At 46.8% G+C, this 20,335-nt stretch carries 19 protein-coding genes and 1 tRNA gene; 8 read left to right on the top strand and 12 right to left on the bottom strand.

The window, feature by feature from the left end; genetic code table 11:
* Positions 1–2: 2 nt before the first annotated feature.
* Both KW844_RS16650 and KW844_RS16645 read right to left on the bottom strand, forming a co-directional pair.
* Positions 3–704 carry a LytTR family DNA-binding domain-containing protein gene (locus tag KW844_RS16650; RefSeq protein WP_218377913.1) on the bottom strand — a complete coding sequence of 234 codons (702 nt, stop codon included), beginning with the start codon at positions 702–704 and terminating at the stop codon, positions 3–5.
* The gene (locus tag KW844_RS16645; protein WP_218377912.1) at positions 701–1,711 is read right to left on the bottom strand and encodes a sensor histidine kinase; all 1,011 of its coding nucleotides are present in this window, start codon (positions 1,709–1,711) and stop codon (positions 701–703) included. The genes KW844_RS16650 and KW844_RS16645 overlap by 4 nt, the downstream gene beginning before the upstream one ends.
* Before the next feature lie 287 nt (positions 1,712–1,998).
* Between KW844_RS16645 and KW844_RS16640 the strand changes: the two genes are divergently transcribed.
* Positions 1,999–2,607, top strand: a complete 609-nt coding sequence (locus tag KW844_RS16640) for a redoxin domain-containing protein (protein ID WP_218377911.1) — start codon at positions 1,999–2,001, stop codon at positions 2,605–2,607.
* On the opposite strand, the gene KW844_RS16635 is transcribed toward KW844_RS16640, so the two are convergent.
* Entirely contained in the window at positions 2,604–3,890 is a 1,287-nt protein-coding gene (locus tag KW844_RS16635) for a serine hydrolase (RefSeq protein WP_218377910.1), read from the bottom strand. The two genes, KW844_RS16640 and KW844_RS16635, sit on opposite strands and share 4 nt — an antisense overlap.
* A gap of 459 nt (positions 3,891–4,349) precedes the next feature.
* On the opposite strand from KW844_RS16635, the gene KW844_RS16630 reads away from it, so the two are divergent.
* The 5 genes from KW844_RS16630 (at position 4,350) to KW844_RS16610 (ending at position 10,986) form a co-directional block, all read left to right on the top strand.
* On the top strand, positions 4,350–5,018 hold the full coding sequence (locus KW844_RS16630; protein WP_255578490.1) for a LuxR C-terminal-related transcriptional regulator: 669 nt from the start codon (positions 4,350–4,352) through the stop codon (positions 5,016–5,018).
* A 130-nt stretch (positions 5,019–5,148) separates the two neighbouring features.
* On the top strand, positions 5,149–5,538 hold the full coding sequence (gene tssD / locus KW844_RS16625) for a type VI secretion system tube protein TssD (protein ID WP_218377909.1): 390 nt from the start codon (positions 5,149–5,151) through the stop codon (positions 5,536–5,538).
* 9 nt (positions 5,539–5,547) lie between these two features.
* Positions 5,548–7,269, top strand: a complete 1,722-nt coding sequence (locus KW844_RS16620; protein WP_218377908.1) for a type VI secretion system Vgr family protein — start codon at positions 5,548–5,550, stop codon at positions 7,267–7,269.
* Positions 7,270–7,298: 29 nt separating this feature from the next.
* The gene (locus KW844_RS16615; RefSeq protein ID WP_218377907.1) at positions 7,299–9,917 is read left to right on the top strand and encodes a PAAR-like protein; all 2,619 of its coding nucleotides are present in this window, start codon (positions 7,299–7,301) and stop codon (positions 9,915–9,917) included.
* A gap of 289 nt (positions 9,918–10,206) precedes the next feature.
* The gene (locus tag KW844_RS16610) at positions 10,207–10,986 is read left to right on the top strand and encodes a hypothetical protein (RefSeq protein WP_218377906.1); all 780 of its coding nucleotides are present in this window, start codon (positions 10,207–10,209) and stop codon (positions 10,984–10,986) included.
* An 80-nt stretch (positions 10,987–11,066) separates the two neighbouring features.
* On the opposite strand, the gene KW844_RS16605 is transcribed toward KW844_RS16610, so the two are convergent.
* From KW844_RS16605 to KW844_RS16590, 4 genes are all read right to left on the bottom strand, one after another.
* Entirely contained in the window at positions 11,067–11,612 is a 546-nt protein-coding gene (locus tag KW844_RS16605) for a hypothetical protein (protein ID WP_218377905.1), read from the bottom strand.
* A 158-nt stretch (positions 11,613–11,770) separates the two neighbouring features.
* Positions 11,771–12,889, bottom strand: coding sequence for a serine hydrolase (locus KW844_RS16600; protein ID WP_218377904.1), 1,119 nt, complete (start codon positions 12,887–12,889; stop codon positions 11,771–11,773).
* A gap of 117 nt (positions 12,890–13,006) precedes the next feature.
* The gene (locus tag KW844_RS16595) at positions 13,007–14,092 is read right to left on the bottom strand and encodes a serine hydrolase (protein ID WP_218377903.1); all 1,086 of its coding nucleotides are present in this window, start codon (positions 14,090–14,092) and stop codon (positions 13,007–13,009) included.
* Between the two features lie 229 nt (positions 14,093–14,321).
* A complete protein-coding gene (locus KW844_RS16590) occupies positions 14,322–15,179 on the bottom strand; it encodes an NmrA family NAD(P)-binding protein (RefSeq protein WP_218377902.1) in 858 nt (285 codons plus the stop codon).
* An 87-nt stretch (positions 15,180–15,266) separates the two neighbouring features.
* Between KW844_RS16590 and KW844_RS16585 the strand changes: the two genes are divergently transcribed.
* Entirely contained in the window at positions 15,267–15,629 is a 363-nt protein-coding gene (locus tag KW844_RS16585; protein ID WP_218377901.1) for a helix-turn-helix domain-containing protein, read from the top strand.
* Positions 15,630–15,709: 80 nt separating this feature from the next.
* On the opposite strand, the gene KW844_RS16580 is transcribed toward KW844_RS16585, so the two are convergent.
* The 4 genes from KW844_RS16580 to KW844_RS16565 form a co-directional block, all read right to left on the bottom strand.
* Positions 15,710–15,796: transfer RNA gene (locus KW844_RS16580), tRNA-Ser, on the bottom strand.
* A gap of 87 nt (positions 15,797–15,883) precedes the next feature.
* Complete coding sequence (gene aqpZ, locus KW844_RS16575; protein ID WP_218377900.1) at positions 15,884–16,576, bottom strand: aquaporin Z; 693 nt, start codon at positions 16,574–16,576, stop codon at positions 15,884–15,886.
* Positions 16,577–16,725: 149 nt separating this feature from the next.
* The gene (locus tag KW844_RS16570) at positions 16,726–17,763 is read right to left on the bottom strand and encodes an asparaginase (RefSeq protein WP_218377899.1); all 1,038 of its coding nucleotides are present in this window, start codon (positions 17,761–17,763) and stop codon (positions 16,726–16,728) included.
* Between the two features lie 44 nt (positions 17,764–17,807).
* On the bottom strand, positions 17,808–18,578 hold the full coding sequence (locus KW844_RS16565) for a TatD family hydrolase (protein WP_218377898.1): 771 nt from the start codon (positions 18,576–18,578) through the stop codon (positions 17,808–17,810).
* A gap of 83 nt (positions 18,579–18,661) precedes the next feature.
* On the opposite strand from KW844_RS16565, the gene KW844_RS16560 reads away from it, so the two are divergent.
* Positions 18,662–19,567 carry a hypothetical protein gene (locus KW844_RS16560; protein ID WP_218377897.1) on the top strand — a complete coding sequence of 302 codons (906 nt, stop codon included), beginning with the start codon at positions 18,662–18,664 and terminating at the stop codon, positions 19,565–19,567.
* A gap of 61 nt (positions 19,568–19,628) precedes the next feature.
* Here the strand turns inward: KW844_RS16560 and KW844_RS16555 are convergent, their stop codons facing one another.
* Positions 19,629–20,249 (bottom strand): polysaccharide deacetylase family protein, encoded by a 621-nt coding sequence (locus KW844_RS16555; protein WP_218377896.1) that lies wholly within the window; start codon positions 20,247–20,249, stop codon positions 19,629–19,631.
* Positions 20,250–20,335 lie beyond the last annotated feature (86 nt).

Raw genomic sequence — 20,335 nt, 5'->3', positions numbered from 1 at the left:
ATCTATTTTTTAAATAACCTGTTACGGAGTATCTTTTCCATGGCTGCCTCTTTCATCCCGCGGGAAAATGGCACGGTGGCGGTTCCCATCTCCACTAAATTCCCATCAATACCGGTAATTTTTTTAGCATTCACTACATAAGATTTGTGCGTTTGCACAAAGTCTGTGCTGTTAATGCTTTCAACCACCGATCTCAGGGTAGCGTGAATAATATGCCGGGCATTGTCGGTGTATATATTCACATAATTTTCCATGGCTTCGAGGTATAAGATGTCCTCCCAGAAAATTTTCACGAGTTTTTCGTTCGACTTTATAAATATATACGCGGAATCGGGTGGGATTGTTTGCCGGAAACTTTCCAGGGCTCTGTTGGCAGCCTTCAGAAAGCGGTCGAAGGATACCGGCTTCAGCAGGTAATCCAGCACCTGTAGCTCAAATCCCTTGATGGCGTATTGCTCGTAGGCGGTGATAAAAATAACTTTGGGTGGGTTGGGAATGCTGCTGAGCAGTTCCAGGCCGGTCATGTAAGGCATTTCTATATCGAGCAGCAGCAAGTCCACCGGCTGTTGCTGCAACAGGTTGTTGAGGGACACGGCATCTTCACAAACGCCCACCAGCTCCAGGAAATCCACTTTTTCCACATAGCTGGCAATGCCTTTACGGGCCACGGGTTCGTCGTCGGTGATTACACAGCGGATTTTCATAAGTTCAGTTTTAAGATGGCCGTATAGTTATTGCCGTTATGAGTGGTAGTGAGTTCATGTTGCCCGGGATAGAGCAGTTCCAGCCGCCGCCGGAGGTTTTCCAGCCCTATGCCGCCGGATTTGATGCGTTGGGAATCCGGCACGGCGTTGCTCACATGGAAAAGCAGGTCCTGCTCCTGCAGCGTGGCAGCGATGTTGATCCAATAGTCGCCACCGGTATATTTAAACGCATTTTCGACCAGAGGCAGTAACAACAACGGATATACGTTTTGTTGCTGTAGCTGCGGATCAAAGCTCACCGTCAGTTGCAGGTGGCTGTTCATCCTTTGTTGTTGCAGGTCGATGTAAGACTGAAGGTATTGCAATTCTTTTCCTACCGGCACCAGTTGTTGCTGGTCGTACAGCTGGTAGCGCAATAGTTCCGACAACTGTTCTACGGTGTGTTTGGCTACTTTCACGCTTTCATCCATCTGGAAATAGATCATGTTGAGGGCGTTAAAGAGGAAATGCGGGTGGAACTGGGCTTTCAGGAACTGTAGTTCCGTTTGTAGTTTATCGTTACTGATTTTCTCCAGCAGCAGTTGTTGCTCATAATTCTTACGCAGGGAGGCGGAGGCCCGTAAGATGGCGTAGGCCAGGAGGCCGTATAGCAAAGGAATCAGGGTGATGTTGACGATGTCGTACCATTGGCAACCGTCATCTGTTAATGCGGCCATGGGTATAATAGTGATATAGGAGATGGCAGTGATCACCAGGGCCACCATCCCGTACTCTTTCCAAACCGGCAACGGGATCATCCTTTGCTGTTGCCGGGTTAGCATCTTACGAAGCACAAAGAGCGTAATATAGGAGGTGATCACGGAAACGACTATCTCAATGACGTTGGTATGCAGTGGGCGGAGCCAGAACCTGGTTTCGCTGATGACATCGTTTACCAGCCGCAGGCTTGTGTATACCAGCAGGGCATAAACGGCAGGCAGCCAATGAATTGTACGGATGTTTTTCATCTCTATCAAGATAAGCAATTATTTTTTGAGGGTTACCGGAAGCATTTTCCTGCAAACGTACCTCGTTCCGGGTGTTTTTTCCGGGAGATATTGACCATCTGCCGCCAGAATTTGACGAAATGCAGATTTTTTTCTCTCCCCATATATTAGAAACTCAATGGGTTGTGAATTATTAACTCTATTAGTCTATAGGATTAGTAGGAAATTAAAATAATCCCCGTATATTTGTTTCACGATAGCCATAAAACGCTGTCCAACCATTTACCAACCGATAAAATTTTCAGGAGATGTCCACACTTTACCGTTACGCCGATTACCTGCAGCAGCCTGTGCCAGAGAATTTTCCAAAAACAGGATATCATAGGGAGAAGATAGCGCCACTGGGTGCGGGACAACAGTTTCCTGAATTTTACCTCGAGGCAGACCAGGTGATTAAAGACGCTGGTTTGTTAACACAGGGGGCGAGTATTCACACATTGACGGCGCAGCCGCTGGTAGTAGTATTCTATTCCATCCACTGGAACGGATACGCAGATGACCTACTGGACCAGGTAATAGCGCTGCATCCTGCTATAGAAGCGGCTGGTGCAAAGCTGTTACTGATATCCAGTGAGGGCCGCAAACAATTTGAGGCGGTAAACAGGCAGGAAATCCCTTTTGATGTAGTATACGACCGGGATTTTGCGATTGCTAAGAAAGCAGGTATCTATAAGAAGTCAGACCCTATCTGGGGCTTTGTTGCAGGTGTTAATGAGGATGTGCCGGTACCTGCGGTATATATTATTACTCCTGCCCTGGAAATCCGCTTTGCATTTGCCGACAAATACCTGGAGCATCAACTGCAACCAGCAGCGTTGCTGGCTGCAATTGAAAACCGTACTGCGATCACTGCTTAATCATTAATAGCCTGGTATACCAGGTTTTTCAGTATATCGAACATAGCCCCGTGTGAAGTGGGCCATATGTTTGTATAGATCAGTGCCACGATCTTTTCCTTAGGATCTGCCCAATAGGTAGTGGCAAACATTCCTCCCCATTGAAAGGAGCCGGCGGGCATTAGTGAAACCGCGCTTCCTTCTTCATTTGTAATCTTAAAGCCCAATCCGAAATTATTATACTTTTCCCAGCCTATCTGCAATTTGCCGGTCTGGTTCATGGTCATGATCCGGACGCTGTTGCGGCTCAGGATGCGCACCCCGTTATAGGTGCCACCGTTGAGCATCATTTGCAGGAAGATGGCGTAGTCGTAGGTGGTAGACGATAATCCTCCGCCACCGGAAAAGTAGGTGCCTTTAAATTTAGGATAGTCGGCATACAGCTCAGTACCATTCAACATAATGCTGTTGCTGGTTCTGCGGAGCTGGTGGGTCTGTTTGTCTTCCGAATACAGGGGTACCAGCCTTGCCTGTTTACCGGCCGGGAGGTAGAACCAGGTATCTTTCATGCCAAGCGGTTCAAAAATCCGTTCCCGCATAAACTGGTCAAGGCTCTTGCCAGACAGGACTTCTACCAGGTAGCCGAGCACATCTACGCCCATGCCATAGGTCCATTTTTCGCCCGGATTATGCAGCAGGGGAAGTTTGCCCAGGGCTTTCATTTTATCTGCCAGCAACATATTATTTACTCCGATACCTGCGATAACACCTGCTTTGGCGTACATCGCCGTTTCCATAGCCCCGCCAATCTGGGCGTAGCCGATGCCGCTGGTATGGGTAAAGAGGTCGCGAATGGTGATTTCGCGTGTAGCCGGTACCGTTTTAAAGGTCGTATCTGCTGGATTATAGGATTGAATTACATGCGGCTGGATGAATTCAGGAATATATTTCGACACCGGATCATCCAGCTGGAATTTGCCTTCTTCGTAAAGGATCATGGCTGCCACGCTGGTAATGGCTTTCGTTTGTGATGCGATCCGGAAAATGTTATCTGTTTTCTCCGGGATCTTTTTTTCCATATCGCTGTAACCAAACGCTTTGTTATAAACGATTTTGCCATCACGTATCACCATGGCCGCAGCCCCGTTTACAAAGCCCTGGTTGATATAGCTGTTGATAAAGGAGTCGATACGGGTAAGCCGGCTGGCGGACATATTAGCCGCTTCCGGCGGCGCGGGAGTCAGTTGCTGGGCATGGGAATGCAATACCGGCAGCAGCAGGAGTGTAAATAAAACGTGTTTCATAGTGGAAGTTTATCAGGGGGGAAGATAAATAATGCCGGGGATAATTTTTTCAGAATTGCTATGGTAAATGCGACATAACAAGAAAAGAATAGCGTTGTAAGGCGGTGTATCACATTGAAAAATACCTACATGTAGGTATTTTATGTAATGTTGCGTTGGTCTACTTTTGCAGGAATCAATTACAACTATTCAAACTAATTATAAGAGTCATTATCCTTAATAGTTAAGATGACCCATGAGGTCAGTTACCCCCAAATTTGGGTCTCCTTCTTCAGGAAGAGACCCAAAACTGTTTTTATAAATTTCCATTACATTTGCAGCAAGTTAATAAAATCAACCAACGCGAAAAGCCTTCAGCCATCTGTCCCGGAATGTGAGTGTTGCTAAAGATGGGCTTCACTATTGTTTTTTTCCCGCTTTGTCTTATTAGTAAATGAACGTATAGAACACGTGGCCAACATGTCAGGAGTAACGCTGGAAGAGAAATTAAGAGCATTACAAACTATTGAAGATGAACTGCCTGCTGTATTGATTGTGCATAGCTTTCCGGATGGAGGTGTGGTGCATATGTCGGCCAGAGGTTGTCGGGAGCTCGGTTATACATTGGAGGAGATTAAGGGGATGGGTCAGGAGTATTATAACCGCTGTTTTAACCCGCAGGATGTGGAGGATTATCTTCCCAGGATCATGGAACTGATCAATGCCCCGGAAGCGGAGGCAAAGGAAATTTCATTTTTTCAACAGGTGCGGCTGGCCGGAAAAGACGACTGGGAGTGGCATTTGAGTACTACCAGGGTATTGTGCCGGGATGCTGATGGGATACCTACCCATCTGGTGACCTGTGCTATTCCGATAGATCCGTTGCATCATGTGACCAGTAAATTAAAACGGTTGCTGAAGGAGAATCAGTTCCTGAGGCAGCATCAGCACATATTTGCGGAGCTTACCAAAAGAGAAAAGGAGATATTGCGACTCACAGCGTTGGGCTACAGTGCCGGGGAAATGGCCAGGGAGCTGCATATTTCAGAGAAAACGGTGGTAACGCACCGGCGGAATATCAAATCAAAAATTAATGCGGAGTCGTCCTACGATCTTACCAAATTCGCGCAGGCATTCGATCTTATCTGATTTTAAAAAATATTTTCTGAATTTATTTTTGTTTAAAACAAAAGCTGTAATTTCATTATAGTTTGTGATCCTGTTTATATGGATGACGAATGTTTGTTAACCAGATCCATGTTTGTTAAACTTGTTCACCATGTCTTTTAAAGCCCGCTGTAAAATCGAAGGCTACGAACTGAATGTGCTCGAATGCCGGTTTTCTTTTTCACAACCTACAGATACCTGCGGTAAGCCCATATCACGTCCTAACGGAGGAACGATTGAGTTATTGGTGGAATCCACTGCCGATACCAATTTGTTCGACTGGATGATTACCGATACGGCTACACGCAACGGGAGTATTATTTTTTACAGGAGAGATGCAGTGTCGCGGTTAAAGGAGCTGCAATTTTCGGATACTTATTGCACCGGATATACCGAGTATTTTAATGCTGCCGGTGAGGAGCCTATGCAGATACGGTTGCTGTTGTCGGCCCGTAAGATGTCGCTCAACAGTAGTGAATACGAGCATTTCTGGACTAAATAACTTTCACTCATGTCGGAAACAACGAGGATTACCATTTCAATAAATGGTAAAAAGTACAGGCATTGGCATGCCCTCCGATTAACACAATCTATTTACGCACCGCACGAATTTGAGGTGCAGCTGGGTGATGATTTTCTGCTGGCGGCAGGAAGTAGTGTACAGCAGGTAGTGCAGCGGTTCCTGGGCAAGGAGCTACAGATCCAGCTGGGGAATACTACCTTCAACGGCTATATTACAGCTGTGGAAACCGGTTGCCATGAAGGGCGGGAGTTTGGCTATTGTCTGCTGAGGGGAAAGAGTCCTGATGCAAAAATGGATATCGCGCCACAACTCCGTTCTTTCGAAGATAAAACACTAACGCAGCTGGTAGAAAGCATGCCTACCCGCTTATCAAATATGCTCATTCAGCCGGAGCGGCAAGCCGCGCTGTCCTATCATGTGCAGTATGAAGAAACCGATTATGCGTTTCTGCGCAGGCTGGCAGCGGTTTACGGCGAATGGTTTTTTTACAACGGCTCCCGGCTGGTGTTCGGAAAATATTCACCCGCGAAGATTACATTGCGCTACCGGCAGGAGTTACAGCGATTCAGTATTCAGGCTGGTATACCACCGGTAGTGCCTACCTACTCGTGGTATGAGAGGGAGCAGGGCTCGGTGAAATCTTTACCTGCAAAAGCGGAGCGATACCATGATCCGATTATCGAGGCGGCCATCAACCAGTTGCCGCCAAATAAAGGAAACAGGTATGCAGGGTATGACGGTGCGTTGCGTAGTGCTGCCGCTATCATTCAGCAGCGGCAAGCCGCTTTGCAATGGTATGCCGAAAGTACGGAGCCGGGCATCCGGCCCGGTGATCTGGTTACCGTCAGGGAGGAGCAGCCGCTGAAGCGCGGGCACGGTACGTTTTTGGTGAGTCGCATTATACATACAGCTGATGCCACAGGTAATTATAAAAACCAGCTGACGGGCCTGCCCGATTGTCCCCCGTTGAAATTTTATGATGAACCTCGCATACCCTGTTGCAGCCCGCAATCTGCTGTGGTAGTAGATAATGATGACCCGGAACACCTGGGCAGGGTAAAGGTGCGGTTGCATTGGCAACAGGGCAGCACTCCATGGATACCGATGCTACAGCCCCATGCCGGTGGTCATAAAGGCTTCTTCTTTCTGCCGGAAAAGGGAGAGGAAGTAAGTATAGCTTTCGTAGAGCAGCATCCGGAACATCCTTATGTGACGGGCACCTGCTATCATGGGAAAGCTAAGCCGGACTGGGGTACAGCAGGAAATAACCTAAAGGTGGTGGCTACACGCTCAGGGCATACCATCAGCCTGGATGATACAGCAGGCAACGAAGTGATTACAATAAAAGATAAAGCCGGTAATATCATACAGTTGGATACTGCCGCAAGGAGCGTGCTGGTAGAAGCGCCGGAGCAACTACAGCTAAAAGCCAATAATCTCCAGCTTTATGCCAAAGAGAGTATTGCCCTGCATGCCGGCAGGGATATTTCCCTTGCAGCCGCCGGAAATGTTTATCAGCATGCTAATGAAAGTGCGCTACTGTCCGCGAAAAATATTGAGATGGTTGCGGATAAGGAACTATCGTTGCTGGCAACCAACTGGAAAGGTAAAGCCGATGAAATACAGGTTCATAGCCTCAAAGGCGACCTGGAGCTGCACGCAGCGCAAACACTGGATATTAAAAGTGAAGAAAAAATAAGAATGTTCTGATGATTTGCTAACCCATAAAAAGCAATGTCATGTCTGTTAACCAACCATTACACCTCGTGTGCGAAGGTGCATTATGCACCTGCTCGCAAGCATTGAACCCCGCACCAGTGACCTTGCAGGTACCGGGAAAAACAAAAGTTTTTTTGCAAAGCAGTAGTGGTAAGCCGGTGGCAACTACCGCAGGCATCCATATCGGTGCACTTAATTTCAAACTCTGTAAAATTCCGGACCCTAAAAATCCCACTCCCTGCACACCAATGCTGCATTGGAAAGATCCATATGATAATATTTTCCTGCCAGGTAACGCACATCCGCTTACAGAAAAAAGCAGTGCTACGTGTAGCCGGGGAGGTAAGATCAGTATTATGCAGCATGGGCAACTGCCGGGAGGCATAGGTGAGTTGATAACGAATGATGTACCTCAGGTAACTCAACAACCAGTGCCTGCTGAAACAGCCGTGGCAGTGGAAGAAAGTGCACCCGCTTTGCGTGGCGCCCGCTGGGAGAACAACAGCCAGCAGTTGAAAGTGGTAACCGGCTGGCAGGAAATTTCTTACCTCCACCTCCTGCTGGACGATGCGGAAGGCCTGGTACTTGAAATAGAAATCATCGCCACGGATAACAACCGGCGGCAACTGCAAACACTGGCTGCTGCCACTGCCTATACGGTGGTGAATGGGGAAATCCTGGTTCCATTCCGGGCTGCGCGCAGGGATGCCCGGCTGAAAGATGGAGATCTGATTTATGCACGCATCCATAGTGATAATGCACCCATTAAGAAGTTACGCTCGCTGCACCCTACCCGCCCGCTCCTCTTTCGCGATGCACCTAAAATCCGTGAAGTGAAATTCACCCGGGATAATAACCCCGTGATTACCGCAAGGTATGGGGATACGCTCTCCTGCCGGATTGTAGCGCAAAATATGTGTCGGCAGAAAATTGATGTGCAAATAAAACGCCTGGAGAGAAAGAACGGACATGACTTGGAACAGTTAGATTCCGTGATGTACAGCAATACTTTCGAGGTAAATGAACATGGCTATATACAGTTCGATTTCACCATTGAAAAGGCGTGGGAGCAAGACTATGAAGAGCGTGTACAGCGATTTTACGCCGCCATAAAAACGGATAGCTGGTGTAGTTGGTGGCAAACGGTGAGCGCATTTCCGGTGATAGCCCCGCTGGCAAAGCGGCGTGTAAGTCACGCAATGATTGGTACTGAAAATAAAAACTATAAGAAGTCCGCTTGCACGGCCTGTGGGGAGCCCGTCACCATGGCGCAAATCCGGCAAATGTCTGTAGATGCACGTGGAACCCCATTCTTAAAAGACGATCGCATCATCCGGGAGGCCCTTCCCTTCCTGAATCAATACCGCCATGAGTTCCGCCTGGACACCTGTTGCCGCAAGGCGCACTTCCTTGCCCAACTGGTTACAGAAACACGTTTCAGCACCCTCGAAGAAAATTTTAATTACAAAGCCTCGGTGCTGTTAAAGAAATTCCGGCGTTTCAAGCAGGGGCAGGGTCGCATAAACGCCGGACAGTGGGGGCGTTCCGAAATCAGCGATGTGCCGGTATCGGCCGAAAACCAGCAACACATCGCCAACTGGGCATACGCAAAAATTAATGGTAACGGCGACTATGACAGCAAAGATGGATACCGCTTTAAAGGTCGCGGCTTTATTCAGTTGACCGGCCGGGGTAACTACAAGGAAGCCAGCCGGCTGTTTAATAAATGGATACCCGATCGCCGGGTAGACTGGGAGGCGCAGCCGGAGCATGTTTCCGACAAGCCTGTGGACGCCATGGCAGCTGCTATGATCTACTGGCGCTCGCATAGCCTCTTCCTTCGCGCTGAATTTGCGGATGAATATGCCGTGGAAAGCGTTAGCAGACCTATCAACGCCGCCCTGGATAATATTGTGGAAAGGAAGCGTTTTTTCCGGGAGGCAGTACTGGCGTTAGGAGTAAAGGCATGTCAACATTACAACCAGCGCAAATGGCAGGAACCAGTGACGGATACGGTGGTGGTAGTGAGTGGGAAGGCGGAGGGAATGGGGAGAAATGGGTGGGCGAAAGGAGGGAAAGGTCAGCCAGGCGGTCAAACCTGGCCGGTTTATCAATCTAGTGTTTATCGCCGGATGTCGATTCCTGTATATAAAAAGCTGGCAGCGCAGCATGCTTTACCAGCCCCTGATTACATTACTTTCCTAACCCGCGATGGTCACGGTGAAGACTATGGAGAGCATTCATCTGAGCGCTATGGATACATGAATGAATGTCCGCCAGGAGAATATTTTCTGAACAGAGGAATAGACGGACAGAAGTATAATATGTACATATCCGATACACCAGGACCGGGAAATGCTATCATTAAAGGACCGAATGGAGAGCGTAGTGGCATCGCCATTCACGGAGGCTGGCCGATTGGGAGTATTGGCTGCCTGACTACCCACAGTAAAGGCTATAAACCGGGTCAGAATGAACTTGTACAGGAATTGCATGCGAATATCCCTGAGTTGGATAAAGCTGTGCAGGAGGAGGGTGTTAGGCATGTGAAGGTGATTCTTGAGCCGAGGGAGGTAGTAAGCAAAAAATGGAGTGATCCCGGGTTGGGTACAATAAAGTGGACTGGTAGCGTAAATTAAAATGAATTGTCATTGACAGTAAGACTGACGGCTCCGAATTATCCCACTTATGTTTGGGGATATTACGCGTGGGTAGTCTTACGAAATGTCAATAGCCATATAATAGACTTAAACTATTTATTTATCAAAGTGTTTTTAGATGGCTGCATGCAATTGCCATCTCAAATAACCATGTTTTTACTTTCAAATTCTACTCAAAATGACCAGATTATTTATTTCCTACCTGATTCTATTATTATTCACTATGAATTTTACTAATGGCCAAGCAAGAAAAATAAGTGAATCAGACTTGCAAAACCTTAAAAAGGGCATGCACCTCCGCGGCTATACATTCCCTGACACTACCACCTTTTTCAAAAAGGTGAGTGATATCTTCGGAATTGAACTACGCAACAATCCGGCGCCACTAATAAAACTCGATTCTTCACCAGAACCATCCCCTACATTATGGGCAGTGAGAAATGCCTGCCTGCTGATTCATCAGGAGGAATTATCACTTATATACCCAAGCTATAATGATAAACATCAGTTAGAAGTTTTACCCTTGGAGAAATGGGATACTTCCGTCTTCCCTCCCATCATCGCCCTCAATAAACTCCTCATCTCCGCCGACCCTACACAGCTCAAACCTGTAGATCACTTCTATCCTGAAATCCTCACCTCTCTGTTAGAGGACTTCGGCTACACCGGCAATCCCGCTATCACCAAAATGCAGCTGGAGGCTATCAGTGATATGGAAGACGGCCGGGAAACATTCAAACATTATTGCTATGGCTGGCTGGCGGGAAAAAATGTATTGGGTATGCGCACGAATGTACTGGACGCCATGTTAAAATACAATCCTGATGCATTTATTCATACGGGCTGGGTTATACGGGAATTGAAGTGGTCGAATCCCCCGGCCAAGGCGTATGCGCAGTTATTGGATGCCGCTATAAGGGCCGGTATTACTGGATTTGCGGAGGAGCTATGCACAACGGATAAAAAGTTAATGAATGAGATCAGGAAAAATAATGCGTATGGGTTGGAGGCGTTAGCTGCCTATATGAAGAATTCTTGTCCCAGGTAATCCTTGTAATAAAAACACCAGTCTGCCTTCAGCGGACTGGTGTTGCAAACAAAAAAAATGCTTTGCTATGTATAAAATAACTAGAACACAATACCACCACTAATCACGCTCACATTCGGCTTATCATCCGGGAACGACACCACCGTGCCATTTGCGGTGAATTTAGGGAACTTATACACATACCCACGGTAAGTATACGATACAAACACCCCTACTTTCCCCACCAGCAAAGAAGCGCCTGCCCCTACACCCCAGAAATATTTTCCTGTTTTCTGGTAACTGGTCACCTGTGCGTTATTGTTGCCATCAGTGTAGTGATATTGGTACGTTACGCGGTAGTTATTGTAGCCAAATTGCCCGTTTATGAAGGGCTCCACCATACCTGTCGGGTATTTTACCTTGAGGTCGGCAAAGGTAGGGATCATGAGGTTGCCGTTATAGCCTGTGAGCTCCGCTCCCAGGCCTGCCGCCAGGTAGCGGTTAAAGCCATAATCGTACATAATACCTCCGCCAAAGTTATTGCTGTGCCGCATCAGGTAAGCATAGCCGCGACTGTTAGTCTTCCATTGGGATACTGCCAGTAGCGGCAGCAGCATATACATCAGAAAGAATAGCTTTTTCATCATTTTTTAGCCTTTTTGTAAGAGACTGCTACCATAAAAACAAACAGATACCAAAAGAGTTGTGCCTTACCGAAATTCAATAAAAATGCAGCAGTGTACTTTATTCCACTGCTACATTGCCTTCCTAAGTAACTATCATTAAGTCAGTAGTAAGTTCTGGCTTAATCATGCCCCTGCGTTTTTACGATTTTATTATAGATGCCAAATAAATCCAATTTCGGCCACGCTGTTTTGTTGTTATTCACTGCTTTCCACAGGAGGCCGTCCAGTTCGTTGAAGAAAGCTTTGTCCGTACGGGTGTTACAGAGTATTACCCAGTTAAACCCTTTAGCAGTGCGTACAATTTCGCTGGCGGTACCGGGCAGTGAGCCCGCATGCCACCAGTTTCGGTACATGTTTACAGCCCATCCGCTGGCATATCCGGCATTGGCGGAGGAGCCGGTAGTCATTTCAGTCACCGATTGTTTGCGAAGTATGTCGGGAACATCTTCAAAACCATCTATGGCTACTAACAGGCGGGCCAGGTCGGTTGTGCTGGCAATCCATCCACCATGAGCGTCCATTCGGGTAATATTATGTACATAGGGTTTTTCACCGTTTTGTCCGTAATAGGTTACTTCATTTATTTTTTTCTGGGAGATGGTATTGCCGCCAATGTGCATGTCCTGGATGCCAGCTGGTTGTAGCACATGTTTACGCACATATTCTTCATAGCTTTCTCCGGCAACCTTTTCAATAATTCTTCCCAGTATACAATAGCCAAAGTTAGAGTACATGTACATTTCACCGGGAGGGTAGCGTAAGGTGTCTTCCTGTAATATGCGCTTCATTAAAGCGTTGGCATCCAGCTTTAGATAGCGGAACATTGGATCACGACCGTCATTTGGCCATCCGCCGGAGGTGTGCTGCAGCAGCTGTTTTACCGTGACTTTGAAGAGGTTCGGGTTGGCGTTGGCAGGCGTATATTCATCTCCAAGAATACCGGCAGTGCCAAATACTGTTTGGTCGATATTCAATTTTTGTTCATCCACCAGTTTAAATATAGCCGTTGCCGTTATGGTCTTAGAAACGCTCGCGATACGAAACAAACTATGTGCTGTTACTTTTTCTTTAGTGGTGGTATCCGCATACCCATACCCTTTCGCATACACGAGCTTGCCATGATAGGTAATGGCAACAGACATTCCAGGTACATGATAGCGTTGCATAAATTCCTGTATGGGTTTGTCTACCTGTGGAATTGGTTGCAGAAAGGGAAGTAAGTAAAACAACAGGAACATCGGGAGGTTATTTATTCAGTCAATTTACAGTTACTGGTTAACATGACCAATTATGTCTTAAAATAAAACAGCTGATACTACCGGTATCAGCTGCAATTCAACGGTTAAAAGGGGTAACTATTTTTGTTTCCTCAATGTTTGCAGTGCCAGCACAGCAATATCCATCGTGACTTTCGTGGGAGAGTTGCAGTCACAGTTACTGAATCCCAGTACATAAATATCTTCACCGGGGATGTAAACGCCCATGGTTTTAAATCCAAAGATGCTGCCACCATGTTCCCGGTCCGGTACGCCGTCAATGTTTTTGATGTGCCAGCCATATCCATAGGTGAAGGTTTCGCCGTTATTCAGCCGGTGCGTGCTGAATGCTTTTTGTTGTTCCTGCTTATTCAACAGCACGTTGGCATTCAGTGCCTGTTGCCATTTCAGCATATCATGTAAGGTAGACATTAGCGCTCCGGATGCAAACGGTACGCTGAAATTGATAATAGTTTTATTCACATAACCGGTTTCCTTTTTATGGTAGCCGCTGGCTCTGCCGGGGATTACTTTGCGGTCGCTGCAGTAATAGGAATGGGACATGCCCGCCTTCTCAAAAATATGCCTGGTGATAAAGCTTTCATATGTTTCTCCACTTACCAGTTCTATGATATATCCCAGCAGCACATAACCTGAATTATTGTACTCAAACTGATCGCCCGGCGGGAAGTCCACTTGCTCATTCTTAAAAAAGTCCACCATCATTTTCGGCGTCATTTCCTGGGTGGCAATGGTAGAAATGGATTTCATTTTTGTGAAATCCTTGATGCCGGAAGTATGGGTCAACAGGTGGTGGATGGTAATATTTTTCCCATTCGGATAATCGGGTATATAGGTAGATACCGGATCACTCGTTTTTAATTTTCCTTCCTGCTCCAGCAGAAGTACTGCCACGGCGGTGAACTGTTTGGTCATGGACCCTAGCTGGAAAACATGGTCGGCGTTCATATCCACATTCAGTTCCAGGTTGGCTTTGCCAATACTTTTCTGATAGATAATTTTGCCTTTGTGTGCGATCATAAACACGCCACCGGGGCCATTTTTATCTGTAAAAACAGTAGCTATAAGGCTGTCCGCCTTTTGAGAAAGGCTTTGACTGTATACGAATTGACAAACAAGGATGCAGGTTAACAAAAAGGCAAAAGCAGGGAGTTTTCGCGTCATTCCGGATGATTTTATAGCTTGTTACGCTATAAAGAAACAGAAAGGGGGAAATAGTTGCATGGAGGGTAGGGATATACCGGAAGTTTTGCTGGCCGAAGGCCGGACAAACTCCCGGTTATAAATGGGGCTGAGTTTTACCACGGCTAAGAATTCAGCGTGTTCATTGGAGTAATTTGCTGAAAGTATACAAACCAGCATGGATGGTACTTAGTGCAGCCCTGCCAACGGGTTATACCGGGATTACCTGTGTTGTTTCCAGCCATTCGCTGAAGCTAAGCAGCTTTGGATGTATGGCCTTTAATGCAGCGATATCCACCTGTGGATAGCCCTGTGTATTCAGGTGTCCGAATAATTCGCCCAGGAGCGGGGATTGCTCCGTCAGCATCGTGATGGGGACCTGCACGTGTGTGATGCTTTTTTGCAGTTTATCGCCGATTTTAGCTGCTATTTCTGTGGCGGTGAGTTGATCCCCTGCGAGATCTAATGTCTTTCCAATAAAAGCCCCCGGATCATCAAACGCTTTTACAGCAAAGGTGCCAATATCCCACGTAGCAATATAAGGTACTTTCAGATGCGCCGGTGTGGGATCGTACAGCTTCCCGCCGGCGATACCGGAGGTAGGGAGTAATACATTCTCCATAAATCCGGGAGGCCGTAAAATAGTAGCAGGGATGCTATGCTCCCTGATAAAAGTTTCGATGGAGAATTTGAAGAAGGGCCGGAAGGTAGCCATCATTTCAGAACCGAGTACAGACGTATAGATCAGATGTGGTACACCCGCTTCCTGTGCTGCTTTGGCGATGGCAATGCCTCTGTTGGCTTCCAGCGTATCGGTAGCTGGTGTAGGTTGCCAGCTGCCAGGCTGTACGCTAAACACGCCATCTACGCCTGTCATCTCCTGCACCAGCAACGTATAGTCATCCATGTGGCCTTCAATAATTTCGGCGCCGGCCAGCGCCAGATTTCTTGCTGCTGCACTGTTTGCATCCCTGGTGAGTGCCTTAACATTATAGCCACGCTGTAACAGCTGCTGTGCGGTAGCGCCGCCTTGCTGGCCAGTGGCGCCTATTATCAGTATTGTTTTCATGAAACTAAATTACCTGTAATAAGAAGTATCTTAGTGTGGGTAACTCCCCGGTAACTAGTCACCCTGAAGAAACTATCTGCAAAACATATGGAACACCTTATGATACCTCCGGAAGATCCGGCCTGCCTTGTTAAACTCCGCGCCCTGCGCGACGGACTGGAAATCCTGGGTGGTAAATGGAAGCTACTCATCGTGCAATACCTGGCTAACAGGCAGGAACAAACGAACCACTTCAAAAAAATGCAGCGCGAGCTGGAAGGCATCTCCGCTAAAATGCTGACGAAAGAACTGCGGGACCTGGAGGTAAACAAGATAGTAAAGCGAACGGTGATGGATACACGCCCGGTAGTAGTAGCATATGCACTCACGTCGTATGGACGGTCGGTATTACCTGTTGCGGATGTACTTATTGCCTGGGGAATGAATCACCGGAAAGAGATACTGGGGTGAAGCAATAAATACTTCTCTGCAAGAAAATAACCACATAACAAAAAGCCCCCAAGTCTTACGACCTGAGGGCTTAAAGCTTGCGGAAGAGAAGGGATTCGAACCCTTGATAGGCTTTCACCTATACACACTTTCCAGGCGTGCCAGTTCAACCACTCCTGCACTCTTCCGTGATTAACTTTGAACTAAATCGGAATGGTTGTTTTTCCGATCAGGGTTGCAAAGATAATCCTTTCATTTATATTTCCAATATTTTTTTATTTATTGTCGTAGAGTTTCCAGATGGCTCCCCCAATAAGCCCGCCCACTATAGGTCCTACGATAAATACCCACAGGTTGGACAACGCTGCTCCGCCCACAAAAATAGCTGGTCCGATGCTACGTGCAGGGTTTACTGATACACCCGTTACAGGGATACCTACGATGTGAATCATTGTCAGTGCCAAACCGATCGCAATGCCGGCAAAGCCAACATTAGGTGTGTTTTTACTGGTGCTGCCATGTACCACAATCAGGAAAATGGTGGTCAATACTATTTCAGCAATCAGTCCTGCACCCTGTGCATATTTGTCCGGTGAAGTATCGCCTACACCATTTTGCCCCAGGCCATTGGCAGCAAGAGAATAATCCGCTTTACCCTGCGCAATCATCAGCAATATGCCGGAAGCCAGTATCGCTCCAAGGATTTGCGCAATGATGTAAGCCACGGCATCTTTACCTGATATCTTGCCGAATGCCAGCATGGAAATAGTAATGGCCGGATTGATATGGCAGCCGGAAATATAACCGATCGCGTATACCATCGCCAGTACGGAAATACCAAATGCAAAGGCGATACCCAGGAAACCTACGTGACTACCAGCCAGTACTGCACTGCCGGTGCCAATAAAAACCAAAACAAAAGTGCCAAAAAACTCGGCAATAGCTTTCTGTGAAAGAGTAGCATTCATAGAGCAATCGTTTAGAGGTTAGTAAAATCTTTGGGGTATAGGGGTTGTAAAAAGCTACTATAAATATATCGCAAATTGCTGAGACCATAAAAAAACGGGAAGCCGTTTTACAGCTTCCCGTTTTGCAGCAGCTAACTGCTACAAATACACTAATATACTTCTGACAACGTCAACTCCCCGCGGAGCGGCGTTTCCATCATTTCTTTACTTTCTTCCAGCGTAAGCCCCCGGCCCAATACAAACATCAGTTTGGTTACGGCAGCTTCAAACGTAAGGTCATGGCCACTTACTACACCAAGATCTTTGAGGTGCTGACTGGTTTCATATTTTCCTAACTCCACACTACCACCATCACACTGCGTAATATCCAGGATCAGTGCACCATTGTCGGCTACACGCTTCAGGCAATCTGTAAACCAGGTTTGCGTGGTGGTGTTACCGCTACCAAATGTTTCCAGGATAACGCCTTTCAGCCCCGGTATATTCAGCGTTGCTTCTACTGCCCGGCGTGTAATACCAGGGAACAGTTTCAGTACCGTGATATTCGTTTCCAGCTCCTTATGCACTTTTAAGGAGGCAGCAGGAGTAGGGAGTATGGCCTGTGTTTTATATTTGATATCTATACCCGCTTCCGCCAGAATTGGATAATTCATAGTGTAGAATGCCTCGAATTTCTCCGCATTATACTTTTTGGAACGGTTACCTCTGAATAAAGAAAAGTCGAAGTAAATACATACTTCAGGCACCATGGCAATATTGCTGCCATTGTGTTTACCACAGGCAATCTCCATCGCCGTGATGATGTTTTCCTTAGCATCGGTACGGATTTTTCCGATTGGTAATTGGGAACCGGTAAGGATCACCGGCTTGGATAAGTTCTCCAGCATGAAGCTCAGCGCCGATGCAGTGAAAGCCATGGTATCAGAACCATGGAGAATTACAAACCCGTCGTAACGGTCGTAACGGTCTTCGATGATGCTGGCCAGTTCTACCCATATCTCTGGTTGCATATCGGAGGAGTCAATAGGCGGATTAAAAGCATAGACGTAAAAGTCTATTCCCATCCTGTATAGCTCAGGTAAATTGTTCCTTATCTCATTGAATCCTATCGGGCGAAGTGCTTTGGTCTTGTCGTCGTAGATCATTCCTACTGTTCCACCCGTGTAAATAATCAGAATTTTACTCATTGTGCGTAGTCTGCCAGTTGCATGCAAAGTTATCCTTAAAATGGTTAGAGCATTTTGAATAATTTAAGGGCATTGCTGCTGGTAATGGCGGCTACATCTTCTATTTTTAGATTTTTTACATCTGCCACCTTTTCACCGATCAGCGGAATGTAGCTGCTCTCATTGCGTTTTCCCCGGTAAGGTACCGGCGCCAGGTAAGGGGCATCCGTTTCCAGCACAATATGTTGTAAGTCAAGCTGCTCCACTATTTTATCCAGGCCCGACTTCTTAAACGTAACCACACCGCCTATTCCCAGGTAAAAGCCCAGGTCAATAATCTCTTTGGCCTCCTCCAGCGTACCGCTAAAACAATGGAATACACCCGTAAGATCCCCGTTCTGTAAGGCTTTAACCTCATCAATGCACTCCCGGGTGGACTCCCGGCTATGTATCGCCACCGGCAGCTTATGCTCCCGGGCCAATATCAGTTGCTCCTGGAATACCTGGTATTGCTGGGTGAGATATGTTTTATCCCAGTAAAAATCCAGCCCTATCTCGCCAATGGCCTTAAACGGACGCTTTTGCAGCCAGGCCTTCACCAGCTCCAGTTGCGTTGCAACGTCTTCCTTAACATAGCAGGGATGTATGCCTATCATAGGAAAACAATGCTCTGGATAAGCCTTTTCCAGCTCCAGCATGCCTTCTATGGAGTCCTCGTCTATATTCGGTAAAAACAGCTTGTCCACCCCATGGGTCAGGGCGCGACCTATCATCTCCTGCCTGTCGGCTGCAAATTCCTCGGAATACAGGTGCGCATGGGTGTCGATCCAAAACATAATATTTATTTTAATATAAAATCCTATCTTTAGGTTACACAAAGTTACAGCCAGAAAAACCTAATTGCTAAAAATCTATAACTATGAAAAGCTATTTCTGCACAAACCGTGTGCTGGCATGGACATTCACAGGAATATCCATTACAGCGCTTTTCTTCGCCTGTAAAAAAGATGCTGCCAAAAATACCGATCCGGTAGTAGCTGAGCAGAGTGATAAACAAGTAATGGCCGGTGCGGGCTATCAGGCAGAGGTGGACCTCTATTACAGCGATATATTTGATGCGGTAGCAGCAGGTGCTGCACAGCAGATTCCTGATCCTTCCGCGCGACTATCAGCAGGTGATCCTGCTCTCCAGACGTCGTCGTCCTGCCCGGAAGTTTCTGTGGAAGGAATTGGTGCATGGCCTATTACCGTGAAATTTGATTTCGGTACCTCCTGCGCAAACAATCTTAACAACCGGGTACGTGGCGGTAAAATAAGCGCGGTATTCTCCGGCTTCCTTACCACTCCTGGCACCACCGTTAAAGTATCTCTGCAAAACTTTACCATCAATGGTAAACCTATCACCGGCGAAATACTTTATACCGTTACTGGCTTTAATAAAGAAGTGAAAGGTGGCATCTCCTTTACACAAAAAATTACGGATGGAACCGTGAAGCTAAATGATTCCATTACCGCCGTTTATAACCATACCAAAACGGTAAAGCAAACCAATGGTGGTAACACCGTTGCAAATCCTGGTGATGATGAATATGACACCGAAGGTACTGGTACGCTGGTGTATAAACACACCAACGGCACAACTGTAAGTATCGCCGTATCTACCCCTAAACCATTGCATACTTCCTGGAATTGCCAATGGGTAAGGTCAGGTCAGCTGAAACTGGTGACAGAAATGGTATCCGGCACCATTGACTATGGAACCGGCGATTGTGATAATAAAGCCACGGTAACCGTAGGCGATAAAGTGAAGGAAATTACACTGTAATCAGTGTTAAAATAATATAGGGAGAAGGTGCAGCTGCGGTAACAGTGCGCCTTCTTTTATTTTACAAAGCACGCAGTTCGTACTTTTGCTTTTTACAGAATTCAAGTACCCGTGGCAGTGCGTAACTCATACGGTCCCAGGCTTTGGTGCTATCGTGAAATACCACTATGGACCCGGGCTTGAGCTTAAATACCACATTCTGTACGCAGGCCTCGCCATTGATGTCGAGGTCGAAATCGCCACTCAGGATATCCCACATAATAATTTTAGCACCGGGTATCTGCTTTTTCAACATCCTGATCTGGAAAGGTGTTATTCTTCCATATGGTGGGCGGAAAAGGTCGCTCTGAATATATTCTCGTGCAAGCAGCACGTTTTCAATATATTTATCGGTACCGGTTTTCCAGCCGTTGAGGTGGTTGTGCGTGTGGTTGCCCACGGAATGCCCTTCTTCAAGGATTCGCTGATAGATGGCAGGTTGTTCAATCACATTCTTGCCAATGCAGAAAAAAGTGGCTTTCGCCTCATATTTTTTTAGCTGGTCAAGTACAAAAGGAGTTGCTTCAGGATGCGGGCCGTCATCAAAAGTAAGATAGATTGCATTGGTGCCGGCAGGCATATTCCAAATACAACTGCTGTACACAGCTTTTAGTATAGCGGGTGTTTTTGTCAGATAGAACATGAATCCGGCAGCTTTTAACGCACTACCTGGTGCAATATACTTAATGTACTATTTCGGTTGGCAGGATTAAAAAATTTTAATCCACA

This window comes from Chitinophaga sp. sic0106 (genome assembly GCF_019219075.1).
Taxonomy (GTDB): Bacteria; Bacteroidota; Bacteroidia; order Chitinophagales; family Chitinophagaceae; genus Chitinophaga.
This window is presented reverse-complemented; position numbering and strand designations above follow the sequence as displayed.

What these genes read in the sequence shown, in the direction of transcription:
- KW844_RS16635 (WP_218377910.1), bottom strand. Translation starts at nt 3,890, where the DNA reads ATGAAACACGTTTTATTTACACTCCTGCTGCTGCCGGTATTGCATTCC.
- KW844_RS16630 (WP_255578490.1), top strand. Translation starts at nt 4,350, where the DNA reads ATGTCAGGAGTAACGCTGGAAGAGAAATTAAGAGCATTACAAACTATT.
- aqpZ (WP_218377900.1), bottom strand. Translation starts at nt 16,576, where the DNA reads ATGAATGCTACTCTTTCACAGAAAGCTATTGCCGAGTTTTTTGGCACT.
- KW844_RS16645 (WP_218377912.1), bottom strand. Translation starts at nt 1,711, where the DNA reads ATGAAAAACATCCGTACAATTCATTGGCTGCCTGCCGTTTATGCCCTG.
- KW844_RS16600 (WP_218377904.1), bottom strand. Translation starts at nt 12,889, where the DNA reads ATGTTCCTGTTGTTTTACTTACTTCCCTTTCTGCAACCAATTCCACAG.
- KW844_RS16640 (WP_218377911.1), top strand. Translation starts at nt 1,999, where the DNA reads ATGTCCACACTTTACCGTTACGCCGATTACCTGCAGCAGCCTGTGCCA.
- KW844_RS16585 (WP_218377901.1), top strand. Translation starts at nt 15,267, where the DNA reads ATGGAACACCTTATGATACCTCCGGAAGATCCGGCCTGCCTTGTTAAA.
- KW844_RS16555 (WP_218377896.1), bottom strand. Translation starts at nt 20,249, where the DNA reads ATGTTCTATCTGACAAAAACACCCGCTATACTAAAAGCTGTGTACAGC.
- KW844_RS16565 (WP_218377898.1), bottom strand. Translation starts at nt 18,578, where the DNA reads ATGTTTTGGATCGACACCCATGCGCACCTGTATTCCGAGGAATTTGCA.
- KW844_RS16615 (WP_218377907.1), top strand. Translation starts at nt 7,299, where the DNA reads ATGTCTGTTAACCAACCATTACACCTCGTGTGCGAAGGTGCATTATGC.
- KW844_RS16560 (WP_218377897.1), top strand. Translation starts at nt 18,662, where the DNA reads ATGAAAAGCTATTTCTGCACAAACCGTGTGCTGGCATGGACATTCACA.
- KW844_RS16605 (WP_218377905.1), bottom strand. Translation starts at nt 11,612, where the DNA reads ATGATGAAAAAGCTATTCTTTCTGATGTATATGCTGCTGCCGCTACTG.
- KW844_RS16595 (WP_218377903.1), bottom strand. Translation starts at nt 14,092, where the DNA reads ATGACGCGAAAACTCCCTGCTTTTGCCTTTTTGTTAACCTGCATCCTT.
- KW844_RS16620 (WP_218377908.1), top strand. Translation starts at nt 5,548, where the DNA reads ATGTCGGAAACAACGAGGATTACCATTTCAATAAATGGTAAAAAGTAC.
- KW844_RS16570 (WP_218377899.1), bottom strand. Translation starts at nt 17,763, where the DNA reads ATGAGTAAAATTCTGATTATTTACACGGGTGGAACAGTAGGAATGATC.
- KW844_RS16650 (WP_218377913.1), bottom strand. Translation starts at nt 704, where the DNA reads ATGAAAATCCGCTGTGTAATCACCGACGACGAACCCGTGGCCCGTAAA.
- KW844_RS16590 (WP_218377902.1), bottom strand. Translation starts at nt 15,179, where the DNA reads ATGAAAACAATACTGATAATAGGCGCCACTGGCCAGCAAGGCGGCGCT.
- tssD (WP_218377909.1), top strand. Translation starts at nt 5,149, where the DNA reads ATGTCTTTTAAAGCCCGCTGTAAAATCGAAGGCTACGAACTGAATGTG.